Below are 12,424 nucleotides of genomic sequence, written 5' to 3'. Positions count from 1 at the left end.
TTAAACATTATGTTGTATTTATGTGAATTTTTTAGCTAAAATATGTCCGGAATTTGTACACGGTCATTCTTAGTCGTAAAAAATAAAAATTTCTAAAGGACTTAGAGAAATAATATGAAAGTTAAACGAGTAGAATCTTTACCCGATGAGAGCACCACAGAGCAAGAGCGACAAGCTTATTACCGCGCGTGTATTGCTGAGTTTCAGAAGTTAGGCTACCAAGAGCAATATCTTGCTGAACTTACTGACGAACTAGTGCCAGTGATGGGCGTAAACTCAAGCACTCCAAATACCTAATCTGATTAATTTTCAAACTAATTACACTTTAAAACCAGACATGTGTGCAATCTATAGCCATATAGTCACTTTTGTCAGAAAAGTGTTTGACATATTTTCTGAAATCTTTATTATACGCCCCACAAGACGGAGAGGTGTCCGAGTGGCCGAAGGAGCTCCCCTGCTAAGGGAGTATAGAGTTTGTAGCTCTATCGAGGGTTCGAATCCCTCCCTCTCCACCATTTTTTAAATGGCGAAATCTTGTAAACGTAAAGATGGGCGCATAGCTCAGCTGGATAGAGTACCTGGCTACGAACCAGGCGGTCGGAGGTTCGAATCCTCCTGCGCCCACCACTCTTTACACACTCTGCTAAGAGTATAAACAAGCAAAATGAAAGTGGGCGCATAGCTCAGCTGGATAGAGTACCTGGCTACGAACCAGGCGGTCGGAGGTTCGAATCCTCCTGCGCCCACCACTTTCATTGCAACTCCTGCTAAGAGTATAAATAAGTAAATATGAAAGTGGGCGCATAGCTCAGCTGGATAGAGTACCTGGCTACGAACCAGGCGGTCGGAGGTTCGAATCCTCCTGCGCCCACCACTTTCATACATAAGCCGACATTAAGTCGGTTTTTTTGTGCCTAAAATAAAGTGAAATTGGAAGAGCAGTAGGGTTTGAACTCGACGGTCGGAGGTCCACTCTTAGAAGATACGTCCTGCGCCCACCACTTTCATACATAAGCCGACATTAAGTCGGTTTTTTTGTGCCTGAAATAAAGTGAATATGGGAAAGTAGCAAGCTACGAACCAGACGGTCAGAGGTTCACTCTTAAAAGATACGTCCTGCGCCCACCACTTTCTATTACTATTAAAGTTAATAGAAAAGAAACCGACGAAAGTCGGTTTTTTTATGTCTGAAATAAAGTGAATATGGAAAAGTAGTAAGCTACGAACCAGACGGTCGGAGGTTCACTCTTACAAGACACGTCCTGCGCCCACCACTTTCATAAATAAGCCGACATTAAGTCGGTTTTTTTGTGCCTGAAATCTGAGAAAGCTTTCAGATATTAGTTAAACCCAATTATGCACACCGCTAAATTTTACATTCAGCCACTTCTCTAAAAGCGCAGCGCCTCTTAACCTCTTTGTGAATAACGCCCTTAAAAACCTAAATGCACAAAGAACTTGCTTATATTAGCAGCGCAGCTTCTCATTCCTAAAACCTAAAACCTAAAACCTAAAACCTAAAACCTAAAACCTAAAACCTAAAACCTAAGCTGCTCTTTAAACTCGGCTGTGTTATTTTAAACGTCTTGTTTAAAAGGATCTTGCTGTATGTTTAAAACCGTATTTTTTATATTCTTATTTATTTTAAGCGCACTTTTTACTGTTACCGCACACGTAAATGAGGCTAAACATACAATCGCCGTAGGTGCAGAGCAGTTTGCTTTGTACTTACCGCAATTAAAAAATAAGCGTGTAGGGCTGGTGGTTAATCAAACTTCTGTAGTGGGGCAAACGCATTTAGTTGATAGCTTGCTGGCTAAAAACATCAATATTACTAAAATTTTTGCACCTGAGCATGGCTTTCGAGGCGATCATGACGCGGGAGCGTATGTTAAAAACGCCGTTGATAGCAAAACCGGCATTCCACTGATTTCTATTTACGGTAAAAACAAAAAACCAAGCGCCAAGGTGCTAAGCGATGTTGATATCATTATTTTTGATATTCAAGATGTGGGCGTACGTTTTTATACTTACATTAGCTCTATGCATTACATGATGGAAGCAGCTGCTGAGCTAGGCGTTGAATTTATAGTACTAGATAGGCCAAACCCTAATATTAGCCACATTGACGGGCCAATTTTAGAGCCGCAGTTTAAATCGTTTGTGGGTATGCACCCAATCCCTGTACTGCATGGTATGACGGTAGGCGAGCTAGCTAAAATGATCAAAGGCGAGGGCTGGATCAATCAAGCGGCTGAGTTACAGCTGAGCGTCATTGCTGTTGATCATTACACCCGCACAACACCATATAGTTTGCCGGTAAAACCAAGCCCTAATTTACCCAACGATCAGTCAATAGCGCTTTATCCCTCGTTGTGCTTTTTTGAGGCAACCCCTGTTAGCATAGGTAGAGGTACCGACTTTGCATTTCAGGTTATTGGTTATTCACCGATAGCACTTGGGGACTTTAGCTTTACCCCTCGCTCAATAAAAGGCGCAGCGCTTGACCCTAAATTTAAAAACCAGCTAGTGAAAGGGATTGATTTACGCCATAGTGATACCACTGGCTTAAACTTAAATTATTTAATTAATGCTTACCAGCAACTGACTCAGGCTAAACAGCTGTTTTTTGAGAGTGCCGACTTTATGGATAAACTCGCAGGAACTGATCAGCTCAGACTCGCCATAGAAGCAGGTGAGTCGGCAGCGCAAATTAAACAAAGCTGGCAAGCGGGGCTTGAGCAATTTAAACAGCAAAGAGCGCCTTATTTGCTCTACCAATAAGGAATGTGTGTGTATTTAAATTTTTCCGTGCTAGCAAGGCGTACTTTTTTTAACGCGCTGACTATTGCGCTTTGTTTTATTATTACCGGTTGTAGTGGCGCAAGCAGTGCAATTAAATCTCAGCGCCCGTTTATTCCTAATCAAATACAGAGCCTCGCTAATGCGCAAGTTATTGCCACCTTTCCTGAGCCCAACCCCAGTAGCCGAGAATATGTAAATAATCGTGGCACCTTTAAAGCGTATAAAGGGCGTGGGCAATTATTACTACAAAATGAAAGTGCCTTAAGTGCCGATATTTATATTAATAATAAAAAGTTAGCGCTTGATACCCTGCAAAAAAATACTGAGTATGCCTTTAATTTAGGGCAGTACACTCACAACGGAGTTAACACTTTTAAGGTTGATAACATTCAACCTGCTGACGGCAGTTTAACGCTGCGATTTGCCTTTGCTACTCTAAATAGCTCTGCGGCTAAAACTATTGATTTTAGTGCGGTAGATAAGCTAATAGAAAAAGATGTAAGTGCGGGCTTTCCTGGTGCGGTATTAGCGGTAATTAAAGCGGGTAAGATATTAAAATTAACCGCTTATGGTGATGCCAAGCAATATCAGCAAAATGACTTAATGTTATTACGCCCAGAGCCCATGCAAACAAACACACTCTTTGATTTAGCCTCAAACACCAAAATATTTGCCACTAACTTTGCGCTAATGAAGCTTGTGAGCGAAGGGCGGTTAAATATAAATAATAGGGTGAGTGATTACCTAACAGAATACCAAGGCGATGGACGAGAGCTGCGCCAAGTTAAAGACTTACTCACTCATAAAGCCGGTTATCCGCCAGTGTTCGACTTTCATCGAAAAGACACCCGCTATGGCGAGGTGTTTTTTTCACAAGCCAGCGACACCACCAAACAATTACTACTCACCAGCGTGCCACTAGCCAGTGAGCCAAGCGCCCAGCATGTTTACTCTGACATTGATTACATGATTTTAGGGGTTTTAATTGAGCGTATTAGCGGCCAATCACTCGACGAATACCTAGAGCAGCATATTTACGCGCCTTTAAAGCTTAACAACACTTTATTTAACCCCCTTAAAAAAGGCTTTAACCGTCAGCAATTTGCCGCCACAGAGCTTAGTGGTAATACCCGAGATGGCCGTATTCATTTTGATAATATTCGCACCAATGTGTTGCAAGGACAGGTGCATGATGAGCGTGCTTTTTACTCACTTGATGGTGTAGCAGGCCATGCCGGACTATTTAGTAATGCCCCCGATTTAGCCGTTTTATGCCAAGTGTTACTCAACAAGGGCGGTTACGGCGATAAGCAAATTTTTAATGCCAGCAGCTTGGCGCAGTTTTTAACCCCACAAAGTACCGATGAAACCTACGGCTTAGGTTTTCGTCTTGCTGGAAATAATCAGGCGCGGCGCTGGCACTTTGGCCCGTATGCCAGCCCACAAGCTTATGGACACACAGGTTGGACTGGCACAGTAACAGTGATTGATCCCGCTTACGATTTAGCTATTGTTTTGCTTACCAATGCACGCCATTCACCAATTAAAGGTAGTGAAAAACGTTATCAGTTTGTGGGGAAAAATTTTGAAACAGCTCAATATGGTTCTATTGTTTCATTAATATATGAGGCATTATTAAATCAATAAGCGTTAGTAAGTGACTTAAGTGCTTATATCTATTAAGTTAAGTAAAGCGTCGTCATTATAAAAATAAATAAGGTTTGTTTATGCATTGGTATTCTATTTTACCGCCACTGATTGCCATTGCTATCGTGTTTTGGCGTAAAGAAGTGATTATGGCACTTTTGGTGGCAGTGGCTTCATCTGAGTTCTTACTGGCCATTCAGGGCGAAGGAAATAGCGTATTTAATACATTTTTAAATACCATAGAGCGCATTATTTCGGTAGCAAGCTCGCCAGGTAATACCCGTATACTCATCTTTAGTATTTTAATAGGCGCATTACTGGCCTATATTCGCGAGTCTGGCGGTGTTGCTGCTACCGTTAATTTGCTGATGAACAAAGGTGTTGCAAAAAGTAAGCGCCAAGTAGGCTTTTTAACTATGTTTACCGGCGTAGCGGTATTTATAGAGTCAAACTTAAGTGTGCTTACCTCGGGTATTTTATCTCGCGGCCTGTTCGATAAATTTAAAATGAGCCGCGCGCGCTTGGCTTATATAATCGATAGCACCAGCGCCCCTGTGTGTATTTTAATATTATTAAATGGCTGGGGTGCATTTGTACTGGGCTTGTTAGGTAATTACGAATTAGGTGAGTCGGCGGTATCGGTATTGTGGGGCAGTGTAGGCTATAATTTTTACGCCATAATTACCTTGGTTATTGTTTTTTATACCATTGCGTTCGATAAAGTACATGGGCCAATGAAAGTGGCTGAACAAAAACTAGAGCTACAAAAGACCGAACTAAAAGAAGAAGTAAAAGGCTCTAAAGCACGCTTTATGCTAGTGCCATTGCTTACGCTAATTGTTAGCATGGTCGGTTTTATGTTTTACACCGGTAACGGGGTACTTGCCGAGGGCAGTGGTTCAAAATCGGTATTGTATGCCACGGTGTTGGCTATTGTTGTGGCTTATTGTTTAATGATTAGTTCGCGCCAGTTTACACACCATCAATTAGTCGATACCGGCTTTAAAGGCATGGGCGAATTACTTCCACTGGTAAGTATTGTATTGCTCTCGCTCACCTTGGGCGCAAGCTTAAAAGAGCTAGGTACAGGCGTGTTCGTGGCATCTTTGGTTGGCGATTACTTACCAATATATTTAATAGTGCCAGTACTGTTTTTAACCGGTGCGGTTATGTCGTTTACTACAGGCACCTCGTGGGGCACATTTGCCATACTTATCCCCATTGGCGTACCGCTTATTCAAGCGCTTGGTTTGCCGCCATCGCTGGTGGTAGGCGCTATTCTAGGCGGCGGGATATTTGGCGATCACTGCTCCCCTATATCCGACACCAGCGCAGTATCGGCCATTGCCTCAGGCTGTGACCTACTCACCCACGTTAAAACCCAGTTACCCTATGCGTTAGTGGGCGGCGGCCTAACGTTTATGGCGTACTTAGTAACGAGCTTAATTGTTTTGTAGGTTGGGTAGAGCGTAGCGAAACCCAACAAAGTGAGTTAATCAAAAGCCTGCTTAGTGCAGGCTTTTTTGTTTAAGATTGATCACCACCGAGAACACCGAGGCGCTACGCGCTACGCAGAGATAAATAATAATAGCTTTTTATTAATAGGTTACGTTTATTGAATGTTGTATGGCACTATATGAAAAAGAATGATTTAAAGGGAAATTAAATGCACGATATTAAAGACTTCAACTGGAACAAGCCAACCAACCGTTCACTGGGGGAGTATTTTCCTGCTGATAAATTAGATCGTGCTCGTTATGCCACATTCTTATCAAGGCTATTGGCTCAAGAAGGTTTTGACAAAAGTAAGCCTGATGAAGAGCAAAAGAAAAACTATGTATTAAATCTCAATGCTGAATGGGGGGCAGGTAAAACTTACTTCCTTAAGCGTTGGTCAAAAGAACTAATTGTAAATTATCCTGTTGTATATATTGATGCATGGCAGCAAGACTATTCAGACGATCCATTTTTAACTGTAATTTCGGGGATTATTAAGCAGCTACAACTTCAGGCGAAATTTGATATAACTATTCCCAAAAGCGCAGTTTCGATGTTTAAGGCTGTAGCACCTGCTATTGCACAAGGTTTAACTAAAAAAATATCAGGTATAGATATAGATGAACTGCATGCACTGTTATTTTCCGATGATGAAATTGATAACGATCAGAATCAAAATACCAATAAGCTGACTGGTAGCGACTTTTCACCAGCAGTAAAAGCGCTTGCACAAAATTTGATTAAAGATCATGAAGCAAAGAATAAAAGCATCGAAGTAATCAAATCCAAGTTAGCAGACTGGGTAAGTAAGTTTGAAAAGCAGGAAGGTAAGTCGCTACCCATATTTATTTTTATTGATGAATTAGATCGCTGTCGCCCAAGTTATGCGGTAGAAATGTTAGAGACGATTAAACATATTTTTGATGTTAAAGGCATTGTGTTTGTTGTGGCTACAGATACTGAGCAACTGCAACATACAATTAAATCAATATACGGCGAAGGGTTTGATGCTAAGATTTACCTAGGCCGTTTTTTTAATAGTCGCTACAGCTTAAAGCGGCCTGTTTTAAAAGATTTTTTATCGGTACATAGCGATACAACTAAATTTGAGTCTGCGTATTTAAAAAGTAAAAATATTGAGCTACTCCCCCGCACAGAAACACCCGAAACTGCTTTAGCTAATATTTCTGTTGTATTAGATGCTTTTCACGTATCAGCAAGAACAGCCATTCAAATTACTGAACGAATGACAGCTATTATTGCAAATTTACCAAGTGGTAAAAAAGTTGATGTACTTGTGCTCGCTGTTTTGTTTTGTATCTATGAAAAAGACCACTCACTTTATGAAGAGATAATTACTGGAAGGTTTAAACGAGATGGAAAAAACCATAAAGGCGAAGTACGAAATATAAGCTTAAATAATTTTTTAAAACAGAGCATTCAAGGCGTACAACAACTAGCAGAGATAAAATATTTTATTGAACCATTATCTTACACAAATTCATTTTACTTAGGTCAAATGACAAGTAGAAATAATAATTTTGCTACTGGGAATTACTCTATAAAACTAACTGAATTTATAGATAGTATCTTTTGCAGAGTATTTAATAATACAACAAATTCTGTGACTCTAATGTTTAGTTCAAGTAGTGAGAACGTAACAGCACTTCATAGCGCTGAACAAAACTTAGCAAATGCTGATGTCAGAAAGCCTAGGGTAGGCAATATTACACTCTTGTGGTTAAGTTACATTTACATAAAAGATGGCTATGAAGAAATTACTAAAGAGCACTACCGTGATTTTATAGAGCTTTCTTCACCATTAGATTACATGGGCGATAGTTAACTATCTCTGTGCAGCGCGAAGCGCCTCTGTGTTCTCGGTGGTAATTACTTATTTAAATTACCACCATGCTAAAAACAACCTAAGCCCCACACTGTCTCACCCCATCCTCGGCATGTTTAAGAGCAATAATCTGCCCTTTGCCGTTATGTGCCATAGCGAGCATATCACCCGTACTTATACTACTCTCAACTGCATGCTTTCCTTTTAAATCACTGAGCAGTGACTGTTTAATGTGTACCAGTACCTCGTCATTACAGCTTGCTATGTACCAGTCGTTATCGACCTTTAGGAGCGTGCCGTATTCTATATGGTGTTGTTGATGGCGGCGTAAGTCGTTTGCTAGTTGGGTGTCGAGCGCGCGTTTTTGTTGCGTTATAGTGCTTGCGTAGTTACCTGTTTGATCTATTTCATGCGTTGTTATAAACGAGTAGTCGTGTATATCTATGGTGTTTAATACGGTTTTAGGGGCAGTATTTACCACGTTGTTACTGTCGAGCACTATAAAAGCCAGTAAGCCCAGTGCGCAGGTAAGGCTTGTGAGTTGCAGGGCAAAACCAAGCCTTTTAGGTTGTTTTTGGATTACGGAGTGTTTTAACGCCTGTTGTTGAGCATGCGAAAGAGTGGTACGTGCTTTTCGCTCGTTATAATGTTGTGTGAGCTTTTCATTAAACTGCTCATCAGGCTTATTCATTACGTTCTCCTAATAATTGTTTTAGGCTTTGTTTGGCGTAGCGTAGCCTTGTTTTTATGGTTTGGGCGTTGCTTTGCGTTATAAGTTCTATATCGGCAAGGCTAAAGCCTTCTTGTTGTAAGGTGATGGCTTCGCGCTGCACAAAGCTAAGTTGCTTGAGCGCAGCATTAAACGCTTCATAACTTATGTGTGTGTCGCCTATGTGTGAGTCACTACTTGTTAATTCACTTTGATTGTTATTTTGCGCAGGTAGTTGGCTGTTTTCGTCAAGCTCGACAAAGTGTTGCTGTTTGCGGTATTCGTCTATTAGGGTGTTGCGTGCGAGTTTAAATAACCAGGCTTTGGGTGTGGTTTGTGCTTGGTAAAGGTGGCGCTTTTCAATAACCTTTAGCCATGTTTGTTGGCTTACGTCGTATGCTAAATGTGTATTAGACTGGGTAACTAGGTAGTGATATAAATCGTTACTGTATAAGGCAATAAGCTGCTCTAAGTGGCGGTTGTCGCCACTTTTTGCATACCGCGCCATGCAGTCTTTGCTTGGCGCTTCAAATAACCATGACTTAATACTCAATAGCATAGGCGCTTATTCCTTTACTGCGAACTGTCTAATTTAAAATCAAGCTGTACGGTTTGACCTGTTTGTAATTGTGCCACACCTTCAATTACTTTTGGACGATATTTCCAGCGTTTAATTGCGCGAAGTGCTTCGCGATCAAATATGCGTTTTGGCTCGGAATTTACTACCGTGGCATCAATCACTTCACCAGTGGGTGAAATATTAAAGCTAAGTTGCACCCAGCCTTCTATACCATCACGTGCTGCGCTAGTTGGGTACTTTGGATTTATGCGCACAATGGGTGAAGCATCTCCCGTAGGGCGGGTCAGTGTTTGCTTCATATCGTTACCAAATCCGTCAATTACTATGGGTGGTGCTGTGCTTATTGCTGTTATTGGCTCATTACTAGGTGTTACACGTGGTGGTGCTTTAGGCGGCACTTTAGGTGTGGGTGGTGGCGGTATTCTTTTAATATGCGTGGTTTGTTTATCTTCTGGTGCTTGAAAAATCTCAACAGTAATATCATCACCCAATTTTATAGGTGCTCTTTGTTCGCCACTAATTAAGTATTGCATAAAGGCAAATGCAATAAAGGTCATCACAGCACCGCCAATAACAGCTGTTGATGTTTTGAACATGGGGTTTTTAGGAAATTCAAGTGTGTGCATAAGCCGCTCCAAATTAACTTATTATGTTGTTTCAGAGCTATAACGGTTGGCAAATAGAAAAGGGGTGAAATAGTTTTAAAATTTAATTAAAAATACAGGGGGAGTATTTAACCTATATAAAAGGTCTCTTAATTTTTTTATTTTGGGTTGGCTAAAAAGAATGTAGTTATTTTAAGTTTTGCCTGTTATTTTCTATTTTATTTACTCTAGGTAGATGAAATTTAGAGCTTTAAGTTGCTTCCCTGCTGTTGTTAGATTTTGCTTCTCAGTAGTAGCGGTGGCAACATTCAGGCATGCTCATTAAAAAGGATTTTATAAATGAAAAAAGCAATATTCGTTTTTTTATTATTTGTTAGTGCGTGTTCATATTTCGAAAGTGAAACAGAGCAAGCTAATCGTTTATCCAAAACACACCAAGTAGACATTCAAGCTGGTGAACCCCGTTTATTTTTCCCTGAACAATTTGCAGTTAGTGATGGAGAGCCTCCGATTCTTGAAATGGAAATGACTACGCTTGCAGATGCTTCTGAGTCACTCGATGGTATTGAGGCCGCATTAACGACCTATCCTCCAGGGTTTGTTGCTGAAGCAATTGACGCTATTTACCTTTCTGGACCTATGCTTATAGAGGGGGCTGCTGCTGGAGGAACCTATTCAAGTAATTCCATAATTCTAGTTAATCTCTCAGGATGGAATGGCACGAATTTTAATTTCGAAAATTCGTTGAAGGGGGTTCATCATGAATTAAGCTCGTTAGTTTATATACGTTCACCTTTCGTTATATTTGTATGGCAAGCTTTGCTGCCAAAAGACTGGAAACCCGCAGCATCTAATTTTGACGCGCTTACAAAGTATAAATCTGCACCCGATTATAACGCAGGCTTTTTGTCTGATTATGGTAAAACCTCTGTCGGAAACGACTTTAATATTTATGCTGAATTTGCCTTTGCTGAACCTGAAAAACTGCGAGAACTTGCCGCAGCCTATCCAATAATAGCTAAAAAGTTGAGTTTGTTTATTACCGCGTATACGCAGTTTTCGGCTAAATATCAGCAAGACTTTGAAGATTATTTTGCGAGAGCAGGTTTGAGTGATGTTGCTGTACAGCCTGATAATTTTGAAATGACTATCCATTTAGATTTAAGCGATATTAAGCCACAGATAAACCAGTAATGTATTAAGTAGTAAAAATAACAAAAAAGAGGGGAGGCTCCCCTTTATTGTTATCATTTTTATTACTATTTTAAATAGTAAGTATTAACTCTTCATATTTTTCTCGTTTTCCAGGTCTTTAAACAGCTCCCCTTGGGGATGCTCAAAAAATTCATCAGCATCAGCATCATCCTCTTCTTCATCTACAACCAGCATTTGATCTTGTGCTGTGGTTTCTTCAATGCGCGGATCCATCGTAGCGGCCAGTGGCGAGTTTGTAACATCGGATGTACCGACCACATAATCACTGGGTTCAGGCTGTTCAACTTTTTGTTTTGAGTTAATAAAGGTCAGCAGTAAATACATGGCCACGGTTAATAGTGAAATAGACGCATACAATGCTGGGTGACCAAAGTAGCTCATAAGCTGTGCGTTAACTGTTGAGCCTATTGCAGCACCAGCGCCAAAAGCGACTAATAATGCAGATGATACGCCTACGCGTTCTTCGTCTTCAACCCGCGAATTGGCCAGTGCCGAACACAGCGGATATAAAGTAAAGGCAAACAAACCAAATATAAAAGTGAGTATGTAGGCAATAGGCTGTGAGGTAGGTAATAAAAACAATGCCAAACTTACAATTCCGATAGCTGCTGCATTAGTACGAATTAACACACTGCGGCGAATACGGTCGGAGAGCATCCCCATAGGCCATTGTGCTAACAAGCCAGCAAAAATAGTCACCGACATAAAAATAGCAATTTCAGCGGCGCCAAAGCCAGATAGCTTAGCAAAAATAGGCGCTAGACCATAAAAACTACCATTAATAATGCCCGCGAAATGTACCGCAGTAAGCGACTGAGGCACCTTTTTAGCGTAATCAAATAGGCTCATTTTTATCGGTTTTAACGGTTTTGGGTGAATTCTGCGAGTGATAGAAATTGGAATAATGCCGATAGCCAACGCCATGCACACTAAAAATAGCGGCGCATACCCTAGCTCAGGAAATTGTGCGAGCGCTAGTTGCCCTAAAATCATGCCTAGGTAGGAGGTGATCATATAAAAAGAGAAGACTCGCCCGCGAGATTCAGGCGCTGATTGCTCGTTTAGCCAGCTTTCTAGCACCATGTAATTACACATCATACCTAAGCCAACAAACAGCCTTAAAGCAAGCCATATGTATAGGTTATCGCTTACCCCGTGGGCGGCCACACAGGCTGTCACAGCAGCGGTACTGGCGGCAAAGGTTCTAATGTGGCCTACCGATTTTATTAGGTGGTAACCAAGTTTAGAGCCCAGCAACAAGCCAAGGTAATAACACGAGGTCATTAAGCCTATCCAAAATGTGGACGTGCCTTGCTTACCTAAATACAGGGCTAAATAGGTTGTAAGTAAGCCGGTACCAATAATTAAAAATAAATTGGCAAAATACAGTGATGGAAATGATTTCATTAAAATGCAAATTATTGAGCTAAGACAATTAGATACTAGAGCAAGCGCCGATGTTTTCCAAGCTGTATAAATCAGTTTTTATAGGCCAGCTATATGTAAACTGTAAATAT

Annotated in this window: 10 protein-coding genes and 4 tRNA genes; 10 read left to right on the top strand and 4 right to left on the bottom strand. The window is 40.9% G+C overall.

Annotated features, from left to right (window positions below):
* Positions 1 to 114: 114 nt before the first annotated feature.
* The 9 genes from BW139_RS01460 to BW139_RS01420 all read left to right on the top strand — a co-directional run bounded on the left by BW139_RS01460 (position 115) and on the right by BW139_RS01420 (position 7,798).
* Positions 115 to 297, top strand: coding sequence for a hypothetical protein (locus BW139_RS01460; RefSeq protein WP_008110673.1), 183 nt, complete (start codon positions 115 to 117; stop codon positions 295 to 297).
* Between the two features lie 128 nt (positions 298 to 425).
* Positions 426 to 518 (top strand) — tRNA-Ser (locus BW139_RS01455).
* A 35-nt stretch (positions 519 to 553) separates the two neighbouring features.
* Positions 554 to 630 (top strand) — tRNA-Arg (locus tag BW139_RS01450).
* Positions 631 to 675: 45 nt separating this feature from the next.
* Positions 676 to 752, top strand: a tRNA-Arg gene (locus BW139_RS01445).
* A gap of 48 nt (positions 753 to 800) precedes the next feature.
* Positions 801 to 877: transfer RNA gene (locus tag BW139_RS01440), tRNA-Arg, on the top strand.
* A 734-nt stretch (positions 878 to 1,611) separates the two neighbouring features.
* On the top strand, positions 1,612 to 2,787 hold the full coding sequence (locus BW139_RS01435) for an exo-beta-N-acetylmuramidase NamZ domain-containing protein (protein WP_076918418.1): 1,176 nt from the start codon (positions 1,612 to 1,614) through the stop codon (positions 2,785 to 2,787).
* A gap of 9 nt (positions 2,788 to 2,796) precedes the next feature.
* On the top strand, positions 2,797 to 4,455 hold the full coding sequence (pbp4b, locus tag BW139_RS01430; RefSeq protein WP_083708623.1) for a penicillin binding protein PBP4B: 1,659 nt from the start codon (positions 2,797 to 2,799) through the stop codon (positions 4,453 to 4,455).
* 80 nt (positions 4,456 to 4,535) lie between these two features.
* A complete protein-coding gene (locus BW139_RS01425; protein WP_076918416.1) occupies positions 4,536 to 5,912 on the top strand; it encodes a Na+/H+ antiporter NhaC family protein in 1,377 nt (458 codons plus the stop codon).
* A gap of 209 nt (positions 5,913 to 6,121) precedes the next feature.
* Complete coding sequence (locus BW139_RS01420; RefSeq protein WP_076918415.1) at positions 6,122 to 7,798, top strand: P-loop NTPase fold protein; 1,677 nt, start codon at positions 6,122 to 6,124, stop codon at positions 7,796 to 7,798.
* A 79-nt stretch (positions 7,799 to 7,877) separates the two neighbouring features.
* Here the strand turns inward: BW139_RS01420 and BW139_RS01415 are convergent, their stop codons facing one another.
* The 3 genes from BW139_RS01415 to BW139_RS01405 are packed head-to-tail and all read right to left on the bottom strand — an operon-like array spanning position 7,878 to position 9,713.
* Positions 7,878 to 8,489, bottom strand: a complete 612-nt coding sequence (locus BW139_RS01415; protein WP_076918414.1) for a hypothetical protein — start codon at positions 8,487 to 8,489, stop codon at positions 7,878 to 7,880.
* Complete coding sequence (locus tag BW139_RS01410; RefSeq protein WP_076918413.1) at positions 8,482 to 9,066, bottom strand: sigma-70 family RNA polymerase sigma factor; 585 nt, start codon at positions 9,064 to 9,066, stop codon at positions 8,482 to 8,484. Before BW139_RS01410 ends, BW139_RS01415 begins: the two co-directional genes overlap by 8 nt.
* A 14-nt stretch (positions 9,067 to 9,080) precedes the next feature.
* Complete coding sequence (locus BW139_RS01405; protein WP_008111380.1) at positions 9,081 to 9,713, bottom strand: energy transducer TonB; 633 nt, start codon at positions 9,711 to 9,713, stop codon at positions 9,081 to 9,083.
* Between the two features lie 318 nt (positions 9,714 to 10,031).
* Between BW139_RS01405 and BW139_RS01400 the strand changes: the two genes are divergently transcribed.
* Positions 10,032 to 10,886, top strand: coding sequence for a hypothetical protein (locus tag BW139_RS01400; protein ID WP_076918412.1), 855 nt, complete (start codon positions 10,032 to 10,034; stop codon positions 10,884 to 10,886).
* An 84-nt stretch (positions 10,887 to 10,970) separates the two neighbouring features.
* Here the strand turns inward: BW139_RS01400 and BW139_RS01395 are convergent, their stop codons facing one another.
* A complete protein-coding gene (locus BW139_RS01395; protein WP_076918411.1) occupies positions 10,971 to 12,314 on the bottom strand; it encodes an MFS transporter in 1,344 nt (447 codons plus the stop codon).
* Between the last annotated feature and the right edge of the window lie 110 nt (positions 12,315 to 12,424).

It is taken from the genome of Pseudoalteromonas sp. SK18 (genome assembly GCF_001974855.1).
In the GTDB taxonomy this organism is placed as follows: domain Bacteria; phylum Pseudomonadota; class Gammaproteobacteria; order Enterobacterales; family Alteromonadaceae; genus Pseudoalteromonas.
The sequence above is the reverse complement of the archived record's forward strand: the minus strand, read 5'-3'. Positions and strand labels throughout refer to the sequence as shown.

Bases quoted from the DNA above. Each gene is read 5' to 3' on its own strand.
- BW139_RS01420 (WP_076918415.1), top strand. From the start codon at position 6,122: ATGCACGATATTAAAGACTTCAACTGGAACAAGCCAACCAACCGTTCA.
- BW139_RS01415 (WP_076918414.1), bottom strand. From the start codon at position 8,489: ATGAATAAGCCTGATGAGCAGTTTAATGAAAAGCTCACACAACATTAT.
- BW139_RS01425 (WP_076918416.1), top strand. From the start codon at position 4,536: ATGCATTGGTATTCTATTTTACCGCCACTGATTGCCATTGCTATCGTG.
- BW139_RS01435 (WP_076918418.1), top strand. From the start codon at position 1,612: ATGTTTAAAACCGTATTTTTTATATTCTTATTTATTTTAAGCGCACTT.
- BW139_RS01395 (WP_076918411.1), bottom strand. From the start codon at position 12,314: ATGAAATCATTTCCATCACTGTATTTTGCCAATTTATTTTTAATTATT.
- BW139_RS01460 (WP_008110673.1), top strand. From the start codon at position 115: ATGAAAGTTAAACGAGTAGAATCTTTACCCGATGAGAGCACCACAGAG.
- BW139_RS01400 (WP_076918412.1), top strand. From the start codon at position 10,032: ATGAAAAAAGCAATATTCGTTTTTTTATTATTTGTTAGTGCGTGTTCA.
- BW139_RS01405 (WP_008111380.1), bottom strand. From the start codon at position 9,713: ATGCACACACTTGAATTTCCTAAAAACCCCATGTTCAAAACATCAACA.
- BW139_RS01410 (WP_076918413.1), bottom strand. From the start codon at position 9,066: ATGCTATTGAGTATTAAGTCATGGTTATTTGAAGCGCCAAGCAAAGAC.